The organism is Streptomyces sp. MI02-7b (assembly GCF_033793585.1).
Lineage (GTDB): Bacteria > Actinomycetota > Actinomycetes > Streptomycetales > Streptomycetaceae > Actinacidiphila.
On sequence record NZ_JARAWX010000007.1, the window covers coordinates 1 to 24017 of the forward strand.

At 72.9% G+C, this 24017-nt stretch carries 23 protein-coding genes; 15 read left to right on the top strand and 8 right to left on the bottom strand.

Features of this window, described 5'->3' with window-relative positions:
• Positions 1-95: 95 nt before the first annotated feature.
• Positions 96-638 (bottom strand): Lrp/AsnC family transcriptional regulator, encoded by a 543-nt coding sequence (locus PV364_RS13005; protein ID WP_319660059.1) that lies wholly within the window; start codon positions 636-638, stop codon positions 96-98.
• A gap of 151 nt (positions 639-789) precedes the next feature.
• Between PV364_RS13005 and pdhA (PV364_RS13010) the strand changes: the two genes are divergently transcribed.
• From pdhA (PV364_RS13010) to PV364_RS13050, 9 genes are all read left to right on the top strand, one after another.
• Positions 790-1890 carry a pyruvate dehydrogenase (acetyl-transferring) E1 component subunit alpha gene (gene pdhA / locus PV364_RS13010; RefSeq protein ID WP_319660060.1) on the top strand — a complete coding sequence of 367 codons (1101 nt, stop codon included), beginning with the start codon at positions 790-792 and terminating at the stop codon, positions 1888-1890.
• Positions 1887-2909: an alpha-ketoacid dehydrogenase subunit beta gene (locus PV364_RS13015; protein WP_319660061.1), complete on the top strand. Its 1023-nt coding sequence runs from the start codon at positions 1887-1889 to the stop codon at positions 2907-2909. Before pdhA (PV364_RS13010) ends, PV364_RS13015 begins: the two co-directional genes overlap by 4 nt.
• On the top strand, positions 2909-4261 hold the full coding sequence (locus PV364_RS13020) for a dihydrolipoamide acetyltransferase family protein (protein WP_319660062.1): 1353 nt from the start codon (positions 2909-2911) through the stop codon (positions 4259-4261). Before PV364_RS13015 ends, PV364_RS13020 begins: the two co-directional genes overlap by 1 nt.
• A 28-nt stretch (positions 4262-4289) precedes the next feature.
• Positions 4290-5192: an NTP transferase domain-containing protein gene (locus PV364_RS13025; RefSeq protein ID WP_319660063.1), complete on the top strand. Its 903-nt coding sequence runs from the start codon at positions 4290-4292 to the stop codon at positions 5190-5192.
• Positions 5189-6622, top strand: a complete 1434-nt coding sequence (locus PV364_RS13030; protein WP_319660064.1) for a molybdopterin molybdotransferase MoeA — start codon at positions 5189-5191, stop codon at positions 6620-6622. The genes PV364_RS13025 and PV364_RS13030 overlap by 4 nt, the downstream gene beginning before the upstream one ends.
• Before the next feature lie 104 nt (positions 6623-6726).
• Positions 6727-7749: a potassium channel family protein gene (locus PV364_RS13035; RefSeq protein WP_319660386.1), complete on the top strand. Its 1023-nt coding sequence runs from the start codon at positions 6727-6729 to the stop codon at positions 7747-7749.
• Positions 7750-7759: 10 nt separating this feature from the next.
• Positions 7760-8731 carry an NAD(P)H-quinone oxidoreductase gene (locus PV364_RS13040; RefSeq protein ID WP_319660065.1) on the top strand — a complete coding sequence of 324 codons (972 nt, stop codon included), beginning with the start codon at positions 7760-7762 and terminating at the stop codon, positions 8729-8731.
• A gap of 51 nt (positions 8732-8782) precedes the next feature.
• Entirely contained in the window at positions 8783-9139 is a 357-nt protein-coding gene (locus tag PV364_RS13045; protein WP_319660066.1) for a hypothetical protein, read from the top strand.
• A gap of 250 nt (positions 9140-9389) precedes the next feature.
• Positions 9390-9950 (top strand): bacterial proteasome activator family protein, encoded by a 561-nt coding sequence (locus PV364_RS13050; protein WP_319660067.1) that lies wholly within the window; start codon positions 9390-9392, stop codon positions 9948-9950.
• A 152-nt stretch (positions 9951-10102) separates the two neighbouring features.
• Here PV364_RS13050 and PV364_RS13055 read toward each other — a convergent pair whose 3' ends face one another.
• Positions 10103-11893 (bottom strand): Stk1 family PASTA domain-containing Ser/Thr kinase, encoded by a 1791-nt coding sequence (locus tag PV364_RS13055; protein ID WP_319660068.1) that lies wholly within the window; start codon positions 11891-11893, stop codon positions 10103-10105.
• Positions 11894-12123: 230 nt separating this feature from the next.
• Here PV364_RS13055 and PV364_RS13060 point away from each other — a divergent pair, with 230 nt between their 5' ends.
• On the top strand, positions 12124-13767 hold the full coding sequence (locus tag PV364_RS13060) for a protein kinase domain-containing protein (RefSeq protein ID WP_319660069.1): 1644 nt from the start codon (positions 12124-12126) through the stop codon (positions 13765-13767).
• On the opposite strand, the gene PV364_RS13065 is transcribed toward PV364_RS13060, so the two are convergent.
• The 3 genes from PV364_RS13065 to PV364_RS13075 all read right to left on the bottom strand — a co-directional run bounded on the left by PV364_RS13065 (position 13757) and on the right by PV364_RS13075 (position 16066).
• On the bottom strand, positions 13757-14812 hold the full coding sequence (locus PV364_RS13065) for a phosphotransferase (protein ID WP_401973424.1): 1056 nt from the start codon (positions 14810-14812) through the stop codon (positions 13757-13759). The two genes, PV364_RS13060 and PV364_RS13065, sit on opposite strands and share 11 nt — an antisense overlap.
• On the bottom strand, positions 14806-15177 hold the full coding sequence (locus PV364_RS13070; protein ID WP_319660071.1) for a pyridoxamine 5'-phosphate oxidase family protein: 372 nt from the start codon (positions 15175-15177) through the stop codon (positions 14806-14808). The genes PV364_RS13065 and PV364_RS13070 overlap by 7 nt, the downstream gene beginning before the upstream one ends.
• 73 nt (positions 15178-15250) lie before the next feature.
• On the bottom strand, positions 15251-16066 hold the full coding sequence (locus PV364_RS13075) for a carbon-nitrogen family hydrolase (RefSeq protein WP_319660072.1): 816 nt from the start codon (positions 16064-16066) through the stop codon (positions 15251-15253).
• A 131-nt stretch (positions 16067-16197) separates the two neighbouring features.
• Here PV364_RS13075 and PV364_RS13080 point away from each other — a divergent pair, with 131 nt between their 5' ends.
• Positions 16198-17028, top strand: coding sequence for a maleylpyruvate isomerase family mycothiol-dependent enzyme (locus tag PV364_RS13080; RefSeq protein ID WP_319660073.1), 831 nt, complete (start codon positions 16198-16200; stop codon positions 17026-17028).
• Positions 17029-17043: 15 nt separating this feature from the next.
• On the opposite strand, the gene PV364_RS13085 is transcribed toward PV364_RS13080, so the two are convergent.
• The 3 genes from PV364_RS13085 to PV364_RS13095 form a co-directional block, all read right to left on the bottom strand.
• Positions 17044-18348, bottom strand: coding sequence for an MFS transporter (locus PV364_RS13085; RefSeq protein WP_319660074.1), 1305 nt, complete (start codon positions 18346-18348; stop codon positions 17044-17046).
• Positions 18348-19022 carry a GntR family transcriptional regulator gene (locus PV364_RS13090; RefSeq protein ID WP_319660075.1) on the bottom strand — a complete coding sequence of 225 codons (675 nt, stop codon included), beginning with the start codon at positions 19020-19022 and terminating at the stop codon, positions 18348-18350. Before PV364_RS13090 ends, PV364_RS13085 begins: the two co-directional genes overlap by 1 nt.
• 78 nt (positions 19023-19100) lie before the next feature.
• A complete protein-coding gene (locus PV364_RS13095; RefSeq protein ID WP_319660076.1) occupies positions 19101-19823 on the bottom strand; it encodes a response regulator transcription factor in 723 nt (240 codons plus the stop codon).
• 310 nt (positions 19824-20133) lie between these two features.
• On the opposite strand from PV364_RS13095, the gene pdhA (PV364_RS13100) reads away from it, so the two are divergent.
• The 4 genes from pdhA (PV364_RS13100) (at position 20134) to PV364_RS13115 (ending at position 24013) form a co-directional block, all read left to right on the top strand.
• The gene (gene pdhA / locus PV364_RS13100; protein WP_319660077.1) at positions 20134-21276 is read left to right on the top strand and encodes a pyruvate dehydrogenase (acetyl-transferring) E1 component subunit alpha; all 1143 of its coding nucleotides are present in this window, start codon (positions 20134-20136) and stop codon (positions 21274-21276) included.
• Between the two features lies 1 nt (position 21277).
• Complete coding sequence (locus PV364_RS13105; protein ID WP_319660078.1) at positions 21278-22252, top strand: alpha-ketoacid dehydrogenase subunit beta; 975 nt, start codon at positions 21278-21280, stop codon at positions 22250-22252.
• A 52-nt stretch (positions 22253-22304) separates the two neighbouring features.
• The gene (locus tag PV364_RS13110; protein WP_319660387.1) at positions 22305-23714 is read left to right on the top strand and encodes a dihydrolipoamide acetyltransferase family protein; all 1410 of its coding nucleotides are present in this window, start codon (positions 22305-22307) and stop codon (positions 23712-23714) included.
• Between the two features lie 104 nt (positions 23715-23818).
• Positions 23819-24013: a hypothetical protein gene (locus tag PV364_RS13115; protein ID WP_319660079.1), complete on the top strand. Its 195-nt coding sequence runs from the start codon at positions 23819-23821 to the stop codon at positions 24011-24013.
• Positions 24014-24017 lie beyond the last annotated feature (4 nt).

Here is a 24017-nt window from a genome sequence, read left to right on the forward strand (position 1 = left end):
GCCCTGACCGCCGCGATCTGGCACAACCACCACACCGGCCAGCCCACCCTGCGCTCCCTGACCGCCTACGACCACTAACCCTTGGAATCGATCATCTAGTCGGTCAGCACGCGGTCGGTCTCCTCGAAGACCAGCAGGGTGCGGCTGCTGAGCACCTCCGGCACCGCCTGGATCCGGGTGAGCACCAGCTCCCGCAGGCTGCGGTTGTCCGGGGTGTGCACCAGCATCAGCACGTCGAAGTCCCCGCTGACCAGGGCGATGTGCGCGACCCCCGGCAGTTCCATCAGCTTTTCGCGCACGGTGCGCCAGGAGTTCTGGACGATCTTCAAGGTGATGTACGCGGACGCTCCCTGACCTGCCCGCTCGTGGTCGACGCGGGCGGTGAAGCCGCGGATGACGCCGTCCTCGATGAGCCGGTTGATGCGGGCGTAGGCGTTCGCCCGCGACACGTGGACCCGCTCGGCGACCGACCGTATCGACGCCCGGCCGTCCTCCTGCAGGTAGCGCAGGATCGCGCGGTCGATCGCGTCCAGCGGCCGGACCGCCGCCGCGGGGTCGGACGCCGCGGCGCTCTGGGTTTCGGGGGAGGTCCCCCGAGAAATTTGGGAATCCGTCACGCCCCCGAGCCTCCCTGTCATGGACGTACTGGCTCCATCTCAGGCTGTGCAGAACCGTTTGTCCACAGGCGGAACACACCTGTAGCCAAAATGCCTCCGGCGACCGAACAATCGGTAGGGGAAGCGATACCCGCTGCCCCGATACGAACACGCCCACGAGGAGGTGCTCGCGATGACCGTCCTGGACCAGCCTGTCTGGCACCCCCGCACCGATCCGGCGCCGCTGCTGCCCGATGCCGAGCCGTACCGGCTGCTCGGCACCCCGGCGGCCGGCGCCCTCGATGCCGGACTCCTGACCTCGATGTACGGACAGCTGGTGCGCGGCCGCCGCTACAACCGGCAGGCCACCGCGCTGACGAAGCAGGGCCGGCTCGCCGTGTACCCCTCCAGCACCGGTCAGGAGGCCTGCGAGATCGCCGCCGCGCTCGCCCTGGAGCCGCGGGACTGGCTGTTCCCCAGCTATCGCGACACCCTCGCCGCCGTCGCCCGCGGCGTCGACCCCGTCGAGGCGCTGACCCTGCTGCGCGGCGACTGGCACACCGGCTACGACCCCCACGAGCACCGCGTCGCCCCCCTCAGCACCCCGCTGGCCACCCAGCTCCCGCACGCGGTGGGCCTCGCGCACGCCGCCCGCCTCAAGGGCGACGACGTCGTGGCGCTCGCCATGGTCGGCGACGGCGGCACCAGCGAGGGCGACTTCCACGAGGCGCTCAACTTCGCCGCCGTCTGGCGCGCGCCCGTGGTCTTCTTCGTGCAGAACAACGGCTTCGCCATCTCGGTGCCCCTCGCCAAGCAGACGGCCGCGCCCTCGCTGGCGCACAAGGCCGTCGGATACGGCATGCCCGGCCGCCTCGTGGACGGAAACGACATAGCCGCCGTGCACTCCGTGCTCACCGAGGCGGTCGCCCGCGCCCGTCAGGGCGGCGGACCCACCCTGGTGGAGGCCGTCACCTACCGCATCGACGCCCACACCAACGCCGACGACGCCACCCGCTACCGCGAGGACGCCGAGGTCGAGGCCTGGCGCGAGCACGACCCGATCGCCGTGATGGAGCGCGCGCTGCGCTCCCGCGACCTGCTGGACGACGCGCTGACCGCCCAGGCCGAGAAGGACGCCGAGGCCATGGCCGCCGATCTGCGCGAGCGCATGAACCAGGACCCGGTCCTGGACCCGATGGATCTGTTCGCCCACGTCTACGCCGAGCCCACCCCGCAGCTGCGGGAGCAGGCGGCGATGCTGCAGGCCGAGCTGGAGGCCGAGGCCCAGTCATGACCACCGCAACCACGACCCCGGTCGCCGCCGCGCGCAAGCCCGCGACCATGGCGCAGGCCCTCAACCGGGCCCTGCGCGACGCCCTCGCCGACGACCCGGACGTCCATCTCTTCGGCGAGGACATCGGCACCCTCGGCGGTGTCTTCCGCATCACCGCCGGCCTCGCCGCCGAGTTCGGCGACACCCGGTGCACCGACACCCCGCTCGCCGAGGCCGGCATCCTCGGCACGGCCGTCGGGATGGCGATGTACGGCATGCGCCCCGTCGTCGAGATGCAGTTCGACGCGTTCGCCTACCCCGCGTTCGAGCAACTGGTCAGCCATGTGGCCCGGATGCGCAACCGCACGCGCGGCACGATGCCGCTGCCGATCACCATCCGCGTGCCCTACGGCGGCGGCATCGGCGGCGTGGAGCACCACAGCGACTCCTCCGAGGCGTACTACACCCACACCCCCGGCCTGCACGTCGTCACCCCGGCCACGGTCGCCGACGCCTACGGGCTGCTGCGCGCCTCGATAGCGTCCGACGACCCGGTGATCTTCCTGGAGCCCAAGCGGCTGTACTGGTCCAAGGCCGACTGGTCGGCGGAGGCACCGGAGGAGGTCGCGCCGATCGGCAGGGCCGTGGTCCGGCGTCCCGGCCGCTCGGCGACGCTCATCACCTACGGCCCCTCGGTGCCGGTCTGCATGGAGGCCGCGGAGGCCGCCGTGCAGGAGGGCTGGGACCTGGAGGTCGTGGACCTGCGCAGCCTGGTGCCCTTCGACGACGAGACGGTGGCGGCGTCGGTGCGGCGCACCGGGCGCGCGGTGGTCGTCCAGGAGGCGTCCGGCTTCGGCGGCATCGGCGCGGAGATCGCCGCCCGGGTCACCGAGCGGTGCTTCCACCATCTGGAGGCCCCGGTCCTGCGGGTCGCCGGCTTCGACATCCCGTATCCGCCGCCGATGCTGGAGCGGCACCACCTGCCCGGTGTCGACCGCATCCTCGACACGGTCGGCCGGCTGCAGTGGGAGGGGGCGTGATGGCCGTCGTCCGCGAGTTCGCGCTGCCCGACCTCGGGGAGGGCCTGACCGAGGCCGAGATCGTGCGGTGGATGGTGCAGGTCGGTGACGTCGTCGCCATCGACCAGCCGGTGGTCGAGGTGGAGACGGCCAAGGCCGTGGTCGAGGTGCCGTGCCCCTACGGGGGAGTCGTCACCGCCCGGTTCGGCGAGGAGGGCGAGACCCTTGACGTCGGACGCCCGCTGATCACCGTCGCGGTGGAGTCCCAGGAGGCGGTCCCGGTCGGTGCCGACGGGGCCTCCCCCGACGGGGACTCCGGCTCGGGCAACGTCCTGGTCGGCTACGGGACGAGCGGCCCCGCGGCCCGGCGTCGCCGGGTCCGCCAGGCCCTCGCACCCGCTTCCACGGGGACCGCTCCGGCGACCGTCCCCCGGTCCGCCCCTACCCCGGCCCCGGCCCCCGCCTCCGCCGCGGGCTTCGTGGTGGACGAGGGGGTGACCGGACCGGTGGCGGTCATCTCGCCGCTGGTGCGGCGCATCGCCCGCGAGCACGGGCTCGACCTGCGCGCGCTGAAGGGGTCCGGGCCCGACGGGCTGATCCTGCGCGCGGACGTCGAGCGCGCGATCACCGCGGCCGCCGTGCCGGTGACCGCGGCCGCCACCGCCACCACGACGCCGGCCGTCGAGGGCACCCGCATCCCGCTCAAGGGCATCCGGGGAGCCGTCGCCGAGAAGCTCAGCCGCAGCCGCCGGGAGATCCCGGACGCCACGTGCTGGGTGGACGCCGACGCCACCGAACTGCTCGCGGCGCGGGCCGCGATGAACGCGGCGGGCGGTCCCAAGGTGTCCGTCCTCGCCGTGCTGGCGCGGATCTGCACGGCCGCGCTCGCCCGTCACCCCGACCTCAACGCCACGGTGGACACCGAGCGCGGCGAGATCGTCCGGCTGCCCGCGGTTCATCTGGGCTTCGCCGCCCAGACCGACCGCGGCCTGGTCGTCCCCGTCGTCCGGGACGCGCAGGCGCGCAGTACGGAGGAGCTCTCGGCTGAGATCGCCCGGCTCACCGAGGCCGCGCGGGCCGGCCGTCTGACCCCGGCCGAACTGACCGGCGGCACCTTCACGCTCAACAACTACGGCGTCTTCGGCGTCGACGGCTCGACGCCGATCATCAACCACCCCGAGGCAGCGATGCTGGGAGTCGGCCGTATAGCGCCCAAGCCATGGGTGCACCAGGGGGAGCTGGCGGTGCGTCAGGTCGTGCAGCTGTCGTTCACGTTCGACCACCGGGTGTGCGACGGCGGGACCGCCGGCGGATTCCTGCGCTATGTCGCCGACTGCGTGGAGCAGCCTGCGGTCCTGCTGCGGGGGGTGTGAGCGCCTCGCGTGGGGCCATACTCCGGGCATGACTTCGCAGCCGGGTGCGGCCGTACCCCATGACGAGCCCTTCGACGCGGTCGTCCTCGCCGGGGGTGCCGCGCGGCGCCTCGGCGGGGCCGACAAGCCCGGACTTCCGGTCGCGGGACGGGCGTTGATCGACCGTGTCCTGGACGCGTGCGCCGGCGCGGGTACGACGGTCGTCGTCGGCCCGCGCCGTGCGACCAGCCGCCCGGTCGTCTGGGCCCGTGAGGAGCCGCCCGGCGGCGGCCCGCTGCCCGCCCTCGCGGCGGGACTGGGCGCGGGTGTCACCGCCGACGTGGTGCTGGTGCTCGCCGCCGACCTGCCCTTCCTGTCCCCCACGACGGTGCGGGCGCTGCTCGCGGCGCTCGGCGGGCGGGACGGCGGGCAGGGCCACGACGGCGTCGTCCTCACCGACCCGGACGGTCGCGACCAGCCGCTGGCGGCGGCCTACCGCGCGGAGTCGCTGCGGCGTGAGATCGCCCTGCTCGCCACGGAGCACGGCGGCCTGTCCGGCCTGCCGCTGCGCCTGCTCACCGCGGAACTGCGGCTGCTGCGGCTGGCCGATCCCACCGGACAGGCCTCCTTCGACTGCGACACCTGGGACGACCTCTCCACAGCGAGGGCCCGCATCAGGGAGCATGGGACCGTGCTGGACGAATGGATTGCCACTGTCAAGGCGGAACTGGGCATCGACCTCGACGTCGACACCGGTGTACTGCTGGATCTCGCGCGCGACGCCGCGCACGGCGTGGCGCGCCCCGCGGCGCCCCTGACCACCTTCCTGGTCGGCTACGCGGCCGCCACGGCCGGTGGCGGCGAGCAGGCCGTCGCCGAGGCCGCCCGGCGCGCTGCCGAGCTGGCCGAACGCTGGGCCAAGGAGGCGGACGCCGGGGAAGCGGAGGCATGAGCGTTCCCGACGGGGCCCGCTGCCGGAACGCCGGGAACACCGGGAACGGCCGGGACACCGCGCCACCCGTCGACCTCGCGGCCGCCGAGGCGGCGGTCGACGACGAGCTGGAGCAGGCCCTCGCCCTCGCCAACGCGCGCCGCGGCCCCGTCCGGTACGCCGCGGCGAGCCCGCGCACGGACGCCACCGCCCCGGAGCCCCTCGCCCCCCAGGACACCGACATCCCGCATCCCCCGCACCCTCCTCACGCCCACCACGACACCTCCTGGCCCGAAGCCCGCCGTATCGCCACCGCCGCGGGCACGCCCCTCCGGCGCGAACTCAGGCCGCTCGCGAGGGCCTTGGGCTGCGCCCTCGCCGAGCCGTTGACGGCGCTGACCGACCTGCCGTCCTTCGACACCTCCGCGATGGACGGCTGGGCCGTCGCCGGGCCGGGCCCCTGGCGGCCCGAGGGCCGGGTGCTGGCCGGTGAACGCGCCCTCGCCGCGCTGCCGGACGGCCACGCGACCGGCATCGCCACCGGCGCCCCGCTCCCGGCCGGGACGACCGCCGTGCTGCGCAGCGAGTACAGCCGCCTCGGCCCGGACGGTCTGCTGCACGCCACGCGGGGCGGCCCCGGGCCCGGACAGGACGTGCGCCCGCGAGGCCAGGAATGCCGCAGCGGCGACGAGTTGCTGGCCACCGGCGCCCTCGTCACGCCCGCCGTGCTGGGCCTGGCCGCCGCGGCGGGCTACGACGAACTGCCGGTGACGGTCCGCCCGACCGTCGAGGTCCTCGTCATCGGCGACGAGTTGCTGGACCGCGGCGTTCCCGGTTCCGGCCGGGTGCGGGACGCGCTGGGCCCCCTGCTGCCCGCCTGGCTCGCCGCGCTGGGTGCCGACGTCGTCACGTCCCGCCGACTGAAGGACGACGCCGACCTGCTGCGCGAGGCCGTCACGGGGGCCGGCGCCGATCTGGTGGTCACCACGGGCGGCACGGCGGGCGGCCCGGTCGACTTCGTGCACCCCGTGCTCTCGCGCATCGGCGCGCGGCTGCTCGTCGACGGTGTCGCCGTACGGCCGGGCCATCCCATGCTGCTCGCCGAACTCCCGGGTGATGGCGGTCATTTGGTGGGCCTTCCGGGGAATCCCCTGGCCGCCGTCTCCGGGGTGCTCACGCTGATCGTGCCCCTGGTGCGCAGGCTCGCGGGGCGGCCGGCGGCGGTGCCCTCGGCGGTCCGGCTGACCGGCGACGTGCCCGGCCACCCCACGGACACCCGGCTGGTGCCGGTGATCCTGGACGAGGAGTCGCGGGCGGTCCCGCTGCGCTTCAGCGGGCCGGCCATGCTGCGCGGCATCGCCACCGCCGACGGGATGGCCGTCATCCCGCCCGGCGGGGCCGCCAAGGGCGACACCACGGCCGTGCTGGAGACCGGCTGGGGGCGCCTGTGACCCCGACGCCGGGCGGTTCCGACGACCCGCCCGGTCCGGGCGGTCCGGGTCGCCGGCCCCGGTCGGGAGGACGCTACGTCCAGGGCGGTCAGGACGGGGCGCAGTTGCTCCGGCTGCCGCACAACGTCCCCCGCAGCCCGCTGCGGCAGGTCGCCCAGCGTCTCGTGTACGCGCTGGCCTGCCTGTTCGCCACCGTCGCCATCGTCTACGCCGACCGCGGGGGGTACCACGACAACGCGGGCGGCCCGATGTCGTTCCTGGACTGCCTGTACTACGCCACCGTCACCCTCTCCACCACCGGCTACGGCGACATCGTCCCCTACAGCGCGGGCGCCCGGCTGACCAATGTGCTGCTGGTGACGCCGCTGCGCGTGCTCTTCCTGATCATCCTGGTCGGCACCACGCTCGAAGTGCTCACCGAACGCACCCGCGAGCAGTACCGCCAACAGCGCTGGAGGTCCTCGGTGCGCGACCACACCGTCATCGTCGGATACGGCACGAAGGGCCGGTCCGCCGCCAGGACGCTGACCGGTCACGGCGTGCCCGCCAAGAACATCGTGGTCGTCGACCCCGAGCCCAGGGCGGTGGACGCCGCGGTGGCCGCCGGGTTCGCCGGCGTGACGGGCGACGGCACGCGCAACGGCGTCCTGATGCGGGCGGAGATCCAGCGCGCCAAGGAGCTCATCATCGCCGCGCAGCGCGACGACACCGCCGTCCTGGTCGCCCTGACGGCGCGTCAGCTCAATCCGCGGATCACCATCGTCGCCTCCGTTCGCGAGGAGGAGAACGCCCCGCTGCTGCGGCAGTCGGGGGCGAACGCCGTCGTCACCAGTTCCGGGGCGGCGGGGCGGCTGCTCGGGATGTCGATGCTCAGCCCCAGCGCGGGCGAGGTGATGGAGGAGCTGATCACCTACGGCAGCGGTCTGGACCTCATCGAGCGTCCCGTCACCAAGGCCGAGGCCGGACGGGCGCCGCGGGAGATCGGCGACCTGGTGGTGGCCGTCAAGCGCGGCCACCGGCTGCTGGACCACGACGACTCCGAGGCGGCCGAGCTCCAGCTGACCGACCGGGTCATCGTCATCCATAGGGTGGACCGACGGGACCCGATTCCGCCCGGGCAGAGGTAGCGTCGGCTTCATGCATGCGATCACGATCCCCGAACCCGGCGGCCCGGAAGCGCTTGTCTGGACCGAGGTCCCCGATCCCGTACCGGCCGAGGGCGAGGTGCTGGTCGACGTGGTGGCCAGCGCCGTCAACCGGGCCGACCTTCTGCAGCGGCAGGGCTTCTACGACCCGCCGCCCGACACGTCCGCCTACCCCGGTCTTGAGTGCTCGGGGCGGGTCGCCGCGCTCGGCCCCGGCGTCACCGGCTGGACCGTGGGCGACGAGGTCTGCGCGCTGCTGGCCGGCGGCGGCTATGCGGAGAAGGTCGCCGTGCCGGTCGGCCAGCTGCTGCCCGTCCCCAAGGGGGTGTCGCTCGTGGAAGCGGCCGCCCTGCCGGAGGTGGTGTGCACGGTGTGGTCGAACGTCTTCATGGTGGCCCACCTGCGCCCGGGCGAGACGCTGCTCGTGCACGGCGGTTCCAGCGGTATCGGCACCATGGCGATCCAGCTGGCCAAGGCCGTGGGCGCGAAGGTCGCCGTCACGGCCGGCAGCGCGGCCAAGCTGGAGCGCTGCCGTGAACTCGGCGCCGACCTCGGGATCGACTACCACGCCCAGGACTTCGTGCCGGCCGTACGGGACGTGTTCGGCGGCGCGGACGTCATCCTCGACATCATGGGCGCCAAGTACCTGGACCGGAACATCGACGCCCTCGCGGTGAACGGCCGGCTGGCCGTCATCGGCCTGCAGGGCGGTGTCAAGGGCGAGCTCAACCTCGGCAAGCTGCTCGCCAAGCGGGCCGCGGTCACGGCGACCTCGCTGCGCGGGCGCCCGCTGGAGGAGAAGACGGCGATCGTCGCCGCCGTCCGCGAGCACGTGTGGCCGCTGTTCGAGACGGGCGCTGTGGCCCCGGTCGTGGACTGCACCCTCCCCATGGAGCAGGCCGCGCAGGCGCACCGCGTGGTCGAGGAGAGCTCCCACGTGGGCAAGGTCCTTCTGACGGTCTAGGCAGCCGGGACCCAAGGTGCCCGGGTCGGTTCCCCGTGTGACGCTGGGCGCATGGACTGGCGACGTGCGGTGGCGGCTGCCTCCGCCGTCGTCGCCGGGCTCGGTGTCACCGGGGCCGCCGCGCCCGGCCCCGCGCCCAGCGCCTCGCCCACGGCCGGCCTGGCCGGGAGCGTGCCCGGCGAGGGGCGGAGGCATCCCGGCCGCCCGGAGCGGCCGCCGGCGGAGCCGAGCGAGCAGCCGGTGCCGCAGGGACCGCGGCAGGTCTTCGACGACGGGGAGACCTCCGGTCCCGAGGCCGTGCCCAGCCCCACGGGTCGGGTGCTGGAGGTGCTGCCGCTGGGCGCCGGGCTGCTCCTGATCGGCCTGGGCCTGGGGTTCCTGGGGTGGCGGCTGCGGCGCGGGGCCTGAGGTCCGCCGGGCAGCGTGGTCGGGCGGACCATGCGGAGGGCGGTGGGCCGCGCGGCGTCCTGGCGGCGGGCTGCCCGCGGGCAGGAGGCCGGCCATCCCGCTCCCGCCGCACCCCATCAGGAAGCCTCCCGCCCCCCGATCCCGGTAGGCGCTCCCCCCGCCCGCCGGGCTGCGCGACGTCCGGTGGGGGTAGCGGATGCTTTCAGGGGGCAGAAAACCTTCGCAAGCGCCGGTGCGCGACAATGGCGGCATGGAGATGCCGATGAACGAACGGTCGCAGGAGAGCCCGCAGGTCCTGGTCGTCGGCCCGGACGGGATGGCCCTCGGCGGCGGACACGCCGGACGCGCCGGAGAAGGCGACGAGCAGCGCGAGGTCCCCGTGACGGAGATGGTCGAACAGCCCGCGAAGGTCATGCGGATCGGCAGCATGATCAAGCAGCTTCTGGAGGAGGTCAAGGCGGCGCCGCTGGACGAGGCCAGCCGGGCCCGCCTGAAGGAGATCCACCACAGCTCCGTCAAGGAGCTGGAGGCGGGGCTGGCCCCCGAGCTGGTCGAGGAGCTGGAGCGGCTGTCGCTGCCCTTCGCCGAGGACGGCGTGCCGAGCGACGCCGAGCTGCGGATCGCGCAGGCGCAGCTGGTGGGCTGGCTGGAGGGCCTCTTCCACGGCATCCAGACGGCGCTGTTCGCGCAGCAGATGGCGGCCCGCGCCCAGCTGGAGCAGATGCGCCGCGCGCTGCCGCCCGGTGCCGTGCACGAGGGCGACGAGGACGGGCACCTGCCGGGCGGCGCCCGCTCGGGTCCGTACCTGTAGGCGGCGCGGCCGGTGCGCGGGCGGCCGTCCGCGCCGTGCCGGCGGGGCCACCTCCGTACTCGTAGGTACAGGGTGACGGGGGCCGGGAGCGGCCCTCGTGCCGCGCGGTCCGGCGAGTCCGTGCCCGGGGGCGTTGCCCGCGGCCGCCCGGCTCAGCCGCTCTCGCCGGTGGAGACCCAGATGGTGACGGTGTCCCCGGCCTTGAGCGGGTCGTAGCGCCGGGGCTGCTGGTCGATGACCGCGCCCTTGCCGTAGACCTGCTCGTTGCGGTACTTGACCTGGTACTTCCAGCCCGCTTCGGTCATGCAGGCCTTCACCGAGTCCACGTACTTGGTGAAGAAGTCCGGCATGATCACCGAGTTGTCGTCCTGGTAGTTCTTGGTGGCCTCGGTGCAGCGCGCGGCGTCGATGGTCCGGCTCTGGTCGGCCTGGCTGACGCCCGGCGCGGGCTGGTTGTCGTCGCCGGTCGGCTGGGAGGGGGTCCGCCCGGTGGACCGGTCGGTCGCGGGGGCGCTCGCCTGGTAACCGTCCGTCGGCGTGCGGCCGCCGGCGCCGTTGTCGGCACCGGTGCCGTTGTCCTTGTTGAGCGAGAGGACGATGGCCACGACGACGACGATCGCGATGACCGCGACCGTGGCGCCGATCGCGACGACCGCGGTCGATCCCCCGCCGCCCCGTCTGCCGCCTCCGGAGGGATGGTTCGGCTGCAGCGTGTACGGGGTGGTGGAGTGCTGGGCGGGGTGCTGCTGCCCGCCGTTCTGCGGATATCCGTACGCGGGCCGGGACGCCGGCGGCGGGGTCTGCGCGGCCTGGCCCCAGCCGCCGTGGAGCGGGGCCTGCTGCGGGGTGTGCTGCGTGTGCTGAGGTGCCTGGTACGGCGCCGGCGGAGTCTGCGACTGGTGCGACTGGTGCGAGGGATGCGGCTGGTACGGCTGCCGCACGGGCGGTTGCGGGGTCCGCAGATCGCCCTGGACCGGCGGGAAGACCGCCTGCGAGACCGCCTCGCCGCGGCCGCGGGCCCTCGGGCCCTCGCCGATGATCAGCGGCGTCGTGCCGGCGCCCCGCTCGGGCGCGGCCACACGGTCCGTCTCGTCCTTCATCGCGTCGGCGGTCGGGAAGCGCTCGGCCGGGTTCTTCCGCAGGGCGCGGGCGACGAGCGCGTCCACGCCCGGCGTCACCACCCGGTTGAGCCCGGAGGGGGCCGGCGGCATCTCCTGGACGTGCTGGTAGGCGATGGACAGCGGGGAGTCGCCGTCGAAGGGCAGCCGCCCGGTGAGCAGCTCGAAGAGCATGCAGCCCACCGAGTACAGGTCGGAGCGCTCGTCCACGCCCCGGCCCAGCGCCTGCTCGGGGGAGAGGTACTGCGGGGTGCCGACCACCATGCCGGTCTGCGTCATCGACGTGACGCCGGACTGCATCGCGCGGGCGATGCCGAAGTCCATCACCTTGACGACGCCGCGGCGGGTCAGCATCACGTTGCCCGGCTTGATGTCGCGGTGGACCAGGCCCACGCTGTGGCTCTCCGAGAGCGCCGCCAGCACGTCGGAGACGATCTTCAGGGCCTTCTCCGTCGGCATCGCGCCGAACTGCGCGATGTCCTCGTCGAGTACCGTGCGCAGCGGCTTGCCCTCGACGTACTCCATGACGATGTACGGCACGACGGCGCCGTCGACGGTGTCCTCGCCGGAGTCGAAGACCGAGACGATGTTGGGGTGGTTGAGCTTCGCGACGGCCTGCGCCTCACGCCGGAACCGCTCGCGGAAGGACTGTTCGCGCCCGAGATCGGTGTGCAGGGTCTTGACGGCCACGGGCCGGTCGAGCACGGTGTCATGGGCCAGGTGCACCGAGGCCATGCCCCCCTGTCCCAGCAGGTCGCGCAGTACGTAGCGGCCACCGCCGACCGAACGCCCCGCATGCGTGCCCTGCGCGCCGTCCCCGCCCATACGTACCCGCCCCTTGAACGTCCCCCCGAGCGCACCAGGCGCACAAAGGCGTGTCCCGACCCTGACCGCCAAGTCTGCCCGACCCCCTACTCAGGTCAAGTTCGTTGACCTGTTCGTCACCGGATGCGTATGAATCCCTTCACAAGTGGCTCAGCCACACGACCGCCGCGGAACGCGGTAGCGTGGTGCGCCGGAGGACCCTGTACGGCGACGATCGACGGCGAGGACTGATGGCACAGACGACAGCCGCCGGCGGCACGGACGAGCCCTCTGCCGGTGGTGCGGGAGTGCCCGATTCGCCGGAGCACTGGGGCGCCTCGGGCCTGGTGGGTGACGGCCGTTACCGGCTGACCGGACGGCTGGGCCGCGGCGGCATGGCGGAGGTCTTCGCCGCCGAGGACGTACGGCTCGGGCGGACGGTGGCGGTGAAGCTGCTGCGCTCGGACCTGGCGGAGGACCCGGTCTCCAAGGCCCGCTTCACGCGCGAGGCGCAGTCCGTCGCCGGGCTCAACCACCACGCGGTGGTGGCGGTCTACGACACCGGCGAGGACGTCACGCCGAACGGCACCGTCCCGTACATCGTCATGGAGCTGGTCGAGGGCAGGACCATCCGCGACCTGCTGGTCGGCTCGGACGAGCCGCCGCCGGTGGACCAGGCTCTGATCATCGTCTCGGGCGTGCTGGAGGCACTGGCCTACAGCCACGCGCACGGCATCGTGCACCGGGACATCAAGCCCGCGAACGTCATCATCACCAACACCGGCGCGGTGAAGGTGATGGACTTCGGCATCGCGCGGGCGCTGCACGGCGCCTCCACCACGATGACCCAGACCGGCATGGTGATGGGCACCCCGCAGTACCTGTCGCCGGAGCAGGCGCTCGGCAAGACCGTCGACGCGCGCTCCGACCTGTACGCGACGGGCTGCCTGCTGTACGAACTCCTGGCGCTGCGACCGCCGTTCACCGGTGAGACCCCGCTTTCGGTGGTCTACCAGCACGTGCAGGACGAGGCCCGCCCGCCGTCGCAGACCAGCGACCGCGTGCCGCCGGAGCTGGACGGCCTGGTGCTGCACGCGCTGGCCAAGCACCCCGACGACCGTTTCCAGACGGCCGAGGAGATGCGCGGCGTCGTCCAGTACGCGCTGGGCATGCTGCACGACCGCGGCGGCCACACGGGCACCTGGGACACCGGTTTCGTGCCGGTGCACAACGGGGGTTCCACGCCGGCGATGGGCATGCCGGGCCAGTACGCCCAGCCGCACCCGGAGCACACCACGGCCGAGTTCCAGGCCCCGCTGCTGCTCGGGCCGCCCGGGGGCGACGGCGGCGACCACGGCGACCCCGGTTACGGCGATCCGCGTCCGCCCGGTGGGGGCGACGGCAACCGCTGGGTGAAACCGGCCCTGTTCGTGATCGCGGCCGTGCTCGCGGTGGCGCTCGGCGTCTGGTTCGCGGTCGCCCACTCCGGTGGCGGCGCCAAGCCCCCGACCGACCACGTGACGCCGACGCAGTCGCAGACGACGAAGCAGTCCTCGGAGCCGAACGGGGAGCCCACGCAGGGCAGTACGCAGGACACCACGGGCACGGTCTCCGGCGAGCCGCCGAGCAGCTCGACCCCGTCACTGTCCTCGACGCCCTCGTGGACACCCTCGCCGAGCCAGCCGACCACGACCGCGCCGACCACCCCGGCCACCTCCGCGCCGCCCAGCACGACGCCCAGCGCGCCGTCTTCGGGTGACGCCAGCGAGGGCGGCAGCGGTGAGCCGGCCGGTGGCAACGGCGGGACCGCGGGCAACGGCGGCGCCGGCGGCTCGGGGGGCGACGGCGGTGACTCCGCCGCGGGCACCGACGGCGCGGGCGGCGTCACTCCGTGAAGGCGTCCATGACGGCCTCGTACGCCCCCGTCCACCAGACGATCAGGGCGGACGAGGCCGGGAAGAGCGGGTCGGCGCGCCGGTCGTCGCGCAGGTAGCGCCAGCTCAGCATCCAGAAGTCGTTGAGCCGTTCCCACCACACGCGGTGCACGGCGGCCGCGAGTTCGGCCTCCGGGACGTCGGCGGCGCGGCGGTAGGCGCGCGCGTAGGCGCGGATCTTGTCCAGTTCCAGGGTGCCGCCGGGCGTCACGAAGAAGATGGCGGCGGCCCGCACCGCCTCCTCCGCGCGCGGCTGCACGTCGAGCCGGTCCCAGTCGACGATGGCGACGGGCTCGTCCTCGCGGTAGAGCAGGTTCAGCGGGTGGAAGTCGCCGTGCACCCACCCGGTGACGGGTTCGGCCGCGTCGGGTTCCGGCGGACGCCGGTGGGCGTGCCGGTCGAGCAGCGCGCGCCGCTCCACCAGCCGGTACTCGGCGAGTTCGTCGAAGGCCTCGCGCGGCGCCTGGTCGCGCACCCGCCGCAGCAGCGTCCGGATGAGGGCGTAGGTGTCCTGCGGATCGGCGCCGGCGTGACCCCCCGCCGGGCGGCCCGGCTCCTCGCCGGGGGCGGGCTGCACTTGTGCGAGCAGGGTGTGGACGAGGCCGAGCAGGGCGCCCAGCCGCCGGGACTCGGCGGTGGTCAGTTCGCTGCCGTCGCGGTGCCGGCCCTCGATCCAGGGGTAGAGGGCGAAGCGGCGTCCGTCGAGTTCGGCGACGGTGCGGCCGTCGGAGTCGGGCAGCGGCGGGGCGACGGGCAGGCCGAGTGCGCCCAGGCGCTGGGTGGCGCGGTGCTGGCGGGCGATGACCGCGGAGTCGGCGGTGGCGGGTTCGACGTACAGCTTGAGGAAGAAGCTGCCGCGGGTGGTGGCCAGCCGGAAGCCCTTGTTGAGTAGGCCCGTGGCCACGGGTTCGCAGGACAGCGGATCGCCGGCGTCGGCGTATCGGCGCAGCAGGGCGTGCAGGGTCCCGCCGGAGGGCGGCGCCGTCGCCGTACTCCCGATCACCAGGCAGATGCTAGATCATTTCGGTGGTGGACTCGCGGGTCGAGGCGTACGTACACATAGCCCGGTGACGGGGTTGTATCGTTTCGAGTTTCTGTGCCGAAAAGTGCCCGCTGCTCGTCCGAGGGCTCGAAGGCCCGCGCCGTCCCGAGGAACTGCACCGCCCACCCTGCCTCCACGTCGTCCGCCTGGTAGGCGACGACGGTGCCGTCCACGCCCCAGGCGCGGCGGGTGCGGATCAGTACGGCGCCGTCGTGGACGACGTGCCGTGCGACGGCGATGTACGGCAGGGCCCGGCGGGTCAGCGCCAGCCGTCCGTACCGGACCCTTTCCAGCAACGCCAGCGCAGCGTGCCCCTCCTCGAACTCCATGGCTCCCACCTTGCCGGGGCGGTGGGCCGCCGGCGCAGAGCACTCCGCCCCCAGCTGCGGGGCCGATGGTCCCTTACCGGTCGGAATCGGGCGGCGGAACGGCGATGCCGGGAATGCCGAGCAGGCGGTCGCGCAGCACCGGGAAGTCGGCACGGGTCTTGGCGACGAGGCCGGGGTCGAGGTCGACGGTGAGGACCTCCTCGCCGGCGCCCGCCTCGCCGAGGACCGCGCCCCAGGGGTCGACGACCAGGCTGTGCCCGGCGAGCTCGACGCCGGCGTGCGTCCCGGCGGTTCCGCAGGCCAGGACGAAGGCCTGGGACTCCACGGCACGGGCGCGGGCGAGCAGGGTCCAGTGCTCGCGGCGCCGCGCGGGCCAGCCGGCGGGGAGGACGAGGAGTTCCGCGCCCGCGTCGACCAGCAGCCGGAACTGCTCGGGGAAGCGCAGGTCGTAGCAGGTGGCGAGGCCCACGCCGATGCCCTGGACCTCGGCGGTCACGATCCGGTCGCCGCCGCTCATGAGCACGGCCTCGCCGCGGTCGAAGCCGAAGCGGTGGATCTTGCGGTAGGTCGCCCGCAGTGCGCCGTCCGGGGAGAAGAGCAGGGAGGTGTTGTACAAGGAGCCGTCCGCGGCCCGTTCGACGACGGAGCCCGCGTGGAGCCAGACCCCGGCGTCGAGCGCGGCGGCGCTCATGACCTCGGCGGTGGGCCCGTCGAGCGGTTCGGCCTCGGTCTCGAAGAGGTCGGCGGCGAAGGCGCCGACCGGCCAGAGCTCGGGCAGCACGACCAGGTCGGAGCCGGCCCGGTCGCGGACGAGTGCGGCGGCGCGTTCGCGCCGGGCGTGCACCGGTTCCGCCGGGTCGACGTCGATCTGGATCAGGGAAACGCGCACGGTACCACCGCCCATGAGTCGGGACATCCTGCCGGGCCTACGATCGTCACACGAAAGCACTCCCGTGGTGTCACTGCGCAGCGTAATTTAAGGCGCACACCACGACCGCGCACCGACCGTCGAGGGGTCCCGTGACCGGCACCGTCCACAGCCAGCTCCAGCCGTACATCGACGCCTGGACCCACTCCATAGAATCCATGGCCGAGTTGGTCCGCCCCGTTCCGGCGGGTGCATGGAACCGGCCGACCGAGTGCCCCTACTGGTCCGTCCGTGACGTTGTGTCACACGTGATCGGTTTTGAATGCGAACTGCTCGGCGATCCTCGCCCGATCCACACACTTCCGAGCGATCTGCGTCACATGACGTCAGAGTACGCCCGCTACGTGGAGGTGCCGGTCGACAAGCGGCGTCACCACACCGCGCCCGAGGTGGTCGGGGAGCTCGACTACACGATCATCCGCCGGTCCCGCCAGCTGCGGAACGAGACCCGCGGGCCGCAGGACACCGTCCGCGGTCCGATGGGCAAGGAGACCACCCTCGAAGAGCTGCTGAAGTGGCGGATCTTCGACGTCTGGGTGCACGAGCAGGACCTGCGCCGCGCGCTGGGCGAGCCGGGCAACCTGGACTCCCCCGCCGCGGCCTACGCCCGTGACTGGATCCTGGCCGAGCTGCCGCGGGTCGTCGCCGAGCGGGCGGCCGCCCCGGCCGGTTCCGCGGTCGTCTTCGACATCCACGGCGAGCAGGAGTTCATGCGCACCGTCCGGGTCGGTCCCGACGGCAAGGGCTCGATCGACGGCAGCGTCTCCCTGGGCCCCGCGGTGACGATGACCATGGACTGGGAGACCTTCCTGCGGCTGACCTGCGGCCGCACGCGGGCCAAGGCGGTCGAGGACCGGATGAAGATCGAGGGCGACCAGGCGCTGGCCGAGGCGATCCTCGCCAACATCGCGGTCACGCAGTGAGCCAGGAGGGGGCGTTCACGTCCCGGCCGGCACGTGGACGCTCTCGACGCGGCTGACGGCGATCCGCTGCCGTTCCAGCCGCGCGGCCCGGCCGCGCAGCCGCAGGATCTGGACCACGCCGAGCGCCTGGAGGACGAACACGCTGCTCCAGGCGATCCGGTAGTCGCCGCCGCTTGCGTCCAGCAGGACGCCGATGGCCAGCAGCGTGGCCATCGAGGCGGTGAAGCCGCCGATGTTGACGATGCCGGACGCCGTGCCGAAACGCTCCGGGGGGTTCGCCGGGCGGGCGAAGTCGAAGCCGATCATCGACGCCGGCCCGCAGGTCCCCAGGACGACGCAGAGCAGCGCCAGCAGCCACAGCGGGGCGTGCTCGGCGGGCCACGCCAGGACCACCGCCCACATCAGGGCGGTGGCGCCGACGACGCCCAGGGTGAGCGGCATCCGGGCGCCGTGGTGGCGGCCGATGATCTGGCCGAAGAGCATTCCGAAGACCATGTTGGCCACGACGACCACGGTCAGCAGGGTGCCGGCCGCCTCACGGGACAGCCCCTGCGCCTGCACCAGGTACGGCAGGCCCCACAGCAGCAGGAACACCATGCCGGAGAACTGCGTGGTGAAGTGCGTCCACATCCCGAGCCGGGTGCCCGGCTCCCGCCAGGCCGCCGCGATCTGCCGCTTCACATAACCGCGCCCGTGGTGCTCGGCGGGGGCGGGCTCGAAGCCCTCGGGGTGGTCCTTCATGAAGAGCAGGACGAGGACGAGGACGAGCGCGCCGCCGAGCGCCGTGCCGACGAAGGTCGGCGTCCAGCCCGCGGAGTGCAGCAGCCGCGCCAGCAGCACGGTGCTGAGCAGGTTGCCCGCGACGCCGAACAGCGCCGCGCCCTGCGCGATCATCGGCCCCCTGCGGGCCGGGAACCACCGCGAACCCAGCCGCAGCACGCTGACGAACGTCATCGCGTCGCCGCAGCCCAGCACCGCGCGGGCGGTCAGGGCCATGCCGTACGAGTGCGACAGGGCGAAGCCGAGCTGGCCCGCGGTGAAGAGCACGATGCCGATGGTCAGCACGCGCTTGGTGCCGAGCCGGTCGACCATCAGGCCGACGGGTATCTGCATGCCGGCGTAGACCAGCACCTGCAGGATCGAGAACGTGGACAGCGCGGACGCGCCTATGTGGAAGCGTTCGGCGGCGTCGATGCCGGCGACGCCGAGGCTGGTGCGGTGCACGACCGCGACCATGTAGACGAGGGTGCCGATGCCCCAGACCCCGACCGCCCTGACGCCGCCGGGTGGTTCACCGGTGGTGGTGCCGATCGATGCCATTACTCCCCCCGGGCCAGATGGTTCACCCAGCTGACGTGGCGTTCGACCAGAGCGGCGGCCGCGCCGGCGTCCCCGGCGCGCAACGCGTCGAGGATCTCGGTGTGTTCGGTGATGTTCTTGGCGATGCGGCCGGGGTCGGCGTGCATGGTCGCCACCCCCATCCGCAGCTGACGGTCCCTCAACTGGTCGTACAGATGGGACATGATGCGGTTGCCGGCGGCGCGCACGATCTCGGCGTGAAAGCTCCGGTCCGCCATGGCGAAGGCGGCCAGGTCGCCGGTGGCCGCGTGGCCGCGCTGCTCCTCCAGCAACTGCTGCAGCCGGGACAGCAGCCACGGCGGGACGGGCTCCAGTTTCAGCACCGCGTGCCGTTCCACCAGCAGCCGGGTCTCCACGACGTCGGCGATCTCCTGCGCGGAGACCGGCAGCACCAGGGCGCCCTTCTTCGGGTACAGCTTCAGCAGCCCCTCGGCCTCCAGGCGCAGCAGGGCCTCGCGCACCGGGGTCCGCGACACGCCCACCGCCTCGGCGAGCTCGCCCTCGCTCAGGAGGGTGCCGCCCTCGTAGCTGCGGTCCAGGACGGCTCGCTTGACGTGGGTGTAGACCCGCTCGGCGGCGGGCGGCTGCTTGGCGGCCGGCTCGGCGGCGGCGGTCGCGACGGGGCTCTGGTTCATGATGCGCACATCATAGATACAACAGGTATGCGCCGGCAGCTCACGTCCGCGATACGGACGGGCACGGACCGTGAGCCGTCAGTTTCCGGCCGTTCCCGGCGTGCCGGGGCCCTCCGGGCGCTGGTCGGGCCGCTCGGATCGTTCGGGCCGCTCGGGGTGCAGCCGGGCGACGTAGGCCGCGGCCTGGGTGCGGCGCTGCATGCCGAGCTTGGCCAGCAGCGAGGAGACGTAGTTCTTGACCGTCTTCTCGGCCAGGTGCAGCCGCTCGCCTATCTGCCGGTTGGTGAGTCCCTCGCCGATCAGGTCGAGGATGCGCTTCTCCTGCTCGGTGAGGTCGGACAGGCGGTCCTCGGCCTTCTCGGCGCCGCCCCCGCGCAGCCGCTCCATCACCCGGGCGGTCGCGGCGGGATCCAGCAGCGACCTGCCCGCGGCGACGTCCCGCACGGCGCCCACCAGGTCGCTGGCGCGGATGTCCTTGAGCACGTAACCGGCCGCGCCCGCCATGATCGCGTCGAAGAGCGCCTCGTCGTCCGCGTACGAGGTGAGCATCAGGCACTTGGTCTCCGGCTGCCGGGACCGGACCTCCCGGCACACCTCGACCCCGCTGCCGTCCGGCAGCCGGACGTCCAGCAGCGCCACGTCGGGCCGTACCGCGGGCAGCCGCGCCAGCGCCTCGGCGGCCGTGCCGGCCTCGCCGACGACCTCGATGCCGGGCTCCGCGGAGAGCAGTTCGTGCACCCCCCGCCGTACGACTTCGTGATCGTCGAGCAGGAATACCGCGATTGTCGACTTTTCGGGCACAACTTCAGCGTTGCACACCCGACCACAGCCGACCTCTTACGCAGATTCGATCCGCGGGATACCGTGCCGTTGTCCCGGTGGCCTGCGAGAACGTCCATTTACTAGGAAATCCAACCAAAACCGCAGGTAGAACCCTCTTCGCGCGAAAGCGGGAGGTGTGGGTAACGTTCACTTCGCAGGGCTGCCTGCCGGGGTCCATCAACACTTCCGGCTCGGCCGTGCCGCACACACCCCGTGCGCCGCGACGAGACGGTAGGAGCCGCACTGGCCGCCGGCGGATCCCGGGGGCCGGACAGACGGAGGAGCAAGCGTGAGCGTGAAAAGCACTGCCGCGAAGCCCCGTACGCCCCGTACGGGCACCCGCGGTGGCGCGAAGCGCCGTGAGGCCGAGCCGGAGCTGGTACAGCTCCTGACTCCCGAGGGCGATCGCGTCGAGCACAGTGAGTACTCCATCGACCTGAGCCCCGAAGAGCTGCGCGGTCTGTACCGGGACATGGTCCTGACCCGCCGTTTCGACGCGGAGGCCACGTCCCTGCAGCGACAGGGCGAGCTCGGTCTGTGGGCCTCGCTGCTCGGCCAGGAGGCCGCGCAGATCGGCTCGGGCCGGGCGACCCGGCAGGACGACTACGTCTTCCCCACCTACCGCGAGCACGGCGTCGCCTGGTGCCGCGGGGTGGACCCGGTCAATCTGCTGGGCATGTTCCGCGGGGTCAACCACGGCGGGTGGGACCCCAACGAGAACAACTTCCACCTGTACACGATCGTCATCGGCTCCCAGACGCTGCACGCCACCGGCTACGCCATGGGCGTCGCCAAGGACGGCGCGGACTCCGCCGTCATCGCCTACTTCGGCGACGGCGCCTCCAGCCAGGGCGACGTCGCGGAGGCCTTCACCTTCGCGGCCGTCTACAACGCCCCCGTGGTCTTCTTCTGCCAGAACAACCAGTGGGCGATCTCGGAGCCCACCGAGAAGCAGAGCCGCGTCCCGATCTACCAGCGCGCCGCCGGCTTCGGCTTCCCGGGCGTGCGGGTGGACGGCAACGACGTCCTCGCGGTGCTCGCGGTCACGCGCGCCGCCCTGGAGCACGCCCGTTCCGGCCAGGGCCCGATGCTGGTCGAGGCCTTCACGTACCGCATGGGCGCCCACACCACCTCCGACGACCCCACCCGCTACCGCCTCGACGAGGAGCGCGAGCAGTGGGAGAGCAAGGACCCGATCCTGCGGCTGCGGGCCTACCTGGAGAAGCAGGGCATCGCGGACGAGGCGTTCCTCGCCGGGATCGAGGAGGAGAGCCTCGCCCTGGGCAAGCGGGTCCGCGAGGCCGTGCGCGCCATGCCCGACCCCGACCCCATGTCGATCTTCGAGAACGTCTACGCCGACGGACACGCGCTGGTCGACGAGGAGCGCGCCCAGTTCGCCGAGTACCTCGCCGCCTTCGAGGAGGGCCACTGACATGGCAACGATGACCATCGCCAAGGCCCTCAACGAGGCACTGCGCAAGGCCCTGGACACCGACCCCAAGGTCGTCCTCATGGGCGAGGACATCGGCAAGCTCGGCGGTGTCTTCCGGATCACCGACGGCCTGCAGAAGGACTTCGGCGAGGAGCGGGTCATCGACACCCCGCTCGCCGAGTCCGGCATCGTCGGCACCGCGATCGGCCTGGCCCTGCGCGGCTACCGCCCGGTCGTGGAGATCCAGTTCGACGGCTTCGTCTACCCCGCGTACGACCAGATCGTCACCCAGCTCGCCAAGATGCACGCGCGCGCCCTGGGCAAGATCAAGCTGCCGGTCGTCATCCGCATCCCGTTCGGCGGCGGCATCGGCGCGGTGGAGCACCACAGCGAGTCGCCCGAGGCGTACTTCGCGCACACCGCCGGACTCAAGGTCGTCACCCCGTCGACCCCGCAGGACGCCTACTGGATGCTGCAGCAGGCGATCGAGTCCGACGACCCGGTGATCTTCCAGGAGCCCAAGCGCCGTTACTGGGACAAGGGCGAGGTGGACACCGAGTCCATCCCCGCTCCGCTGCACAAGGCCCGTACGGTCCTGGAGGGCACCGACCTCACGCTGGTCGCCTACGGCCCGATGGTGAAGGTCTGCCTGGAAGCCGCCGCCGCGGCCGCCGAGGAGGGCCGTAGCCTGGAGGTGGTCGACCTCCGCTCCCTGTCGCCGATGGACTTCGACGCGATCCAGGCCTCGGTCGAGAAGACCCGCCGCCTGGTCGTCGTGCACGAGGCCCCGGTGCAGCTCGGCACCGGCGCGGAGATCGCGGCCAGGATCACCGAGCGGTGCTTCTACCACCTCGAGGCACCCGTGCTGCGGGTCGGCGGGTTCCACACGCCGTACCCCCCGGCCCGGGTCGAGGAGGAGTACCTGCCGGGCCTGGACCGCGTACTCGACGCGGTCGACCGCGCACTGGCGTACTGAGGAGAGGGTTGTGACGACAGTGGCAGCACCGCAGCGCTTCCGCGAGTTCAAGATGCCGGACGTCGGCGAGGGACTCACGGAGGCGGAGATCCTCAAGTGGTACGTCAAGCCCGGTGACACGGTCACCGACGGTCAGGTGGTCTGCGAGGTCGAGACCGCCAAGGCCGCCGTCGAGCTGCCGATCCCCTTCGACGGGGTCGTGCACGAACTGCGCTTCCCCGAGGGCGAGACGGTCGACGTCGGCACGGTGATCATCGCCGTGGACACCGGCCAGGGCGAGGCGGAGGAAGCACCGGTGGCCGTGGCGGCCCCCGCGCAGGCCGCCGCCCCCGCCCCCGCGGGCGCCGAGCCCGAGCAGAAGCGGCAGCCCGTGCTGGTCGGCTACGGCGTCGCCGCCTCGTCGACCAAGCGCCGCCCGCGCAAGCAGTCCGCCGTGCCGGCGCAGGGCGCCGCCGCCGGCGCGCTCCAGGCCGAGCTCAACGGACACGCCCCGGCCGCCCCGGCCGTGCCCGCGGTTCCGACGGCGTTCGCGCCGGCCGAGGCGCGTCCGCTGGCCAAGCCGCCGGTGCGCAAGCTCGCCAAGGACCTCGGCGTGGACCTGGCCGGGATCACCCCGACCGGTCCCCAGGGCACCATCACCCGCGAGGACGTCCAGAACGCGGTCGCTCCGGCGGTCCAGGCCGCACCCGCGGCCGTTCCGGCCGCCGCGGCCACGGCGGCCTTCGAGGCGCCCTCCACGGCGACCTCGGTGAGCACCGCCCCCCTGGAGACCCGGGTCCCGATCAAGGGCGTCCGCAAGGCCACGGCCGCGGCGATGGTGGCCAGCGCCTTCACCGCGCCGCACGTGACCGAGTTCGTCACCTTCGACATCACCCGCACCATGCGGCTGGTCCAGGAGCTCAGGACCGACCCGGCCTTCACCGGCCTCAAGGTCAGCCCGCTCCTGATCGTCGCCAAGGCCCTGCTCGTGGCGATCCGGCGTAATCCGGAGATCAACGCCGCCTGGGACGAGGCGAACCAGGAGATCGTCCACAAGGGATACGTCAACCTCGGCATCGCCGCGGCCACCCCGCGCGGCCTGATCGTCCCCAACATCAAGGACGCCCAGGCCAAGACGCTGCCCGAACTGGCCACCGCCCTCGGTGAACTCGTCGCCACCGCGCGTGAGGGCAAGACCTCCCCCGCCGCCATGCAGGGCGGCACGGTCACCATCACCAACGTCGGTGTCTTCGGCATCGACACCGGCACCCCCATCCTCAACCCCGGGGAGTCCGCGATCCTCGCCTTCGGCGCGGTCAAGGACATGCCCTGGGTCCACAAGGGCAAGGTCAAGCCCCGCCAAGTCACCACGCTCGCGCTCTCCTTCGACCACCGCCTGGTGGACGGCGAGCTCGGCTCCAGGGTCCTCGCCGACGTCGCGGCGGTCCTGGAGTACCCCAAGCGCCTGATGACCTGGGCCTGATCACCCCCGTCACACCATCGAGAAGGGCCCGGACGTGTGTGCGTCCGGGCCCTTCTCCCGCGTGTCGCCCCCCACGCGGGCCGGATCTGTGACGTCATACGGCCATGGCGGTATCCATCTCGCTGATCCTGCTGCTGGCAGTCCTCACGCTGGTGCTCCTGCGCGCCAAGTCGCTGAAGGTCTCCCACGCCCTGCTCTGCATGCTCCTCGGCTTCTGCCTCGCGAGCTCCAGCCTGGCCCCCACCATCCACTCCGGACTCGTCGCCACCACCGACGTCGTGGGCGACCTACGCCCCTGAGCCG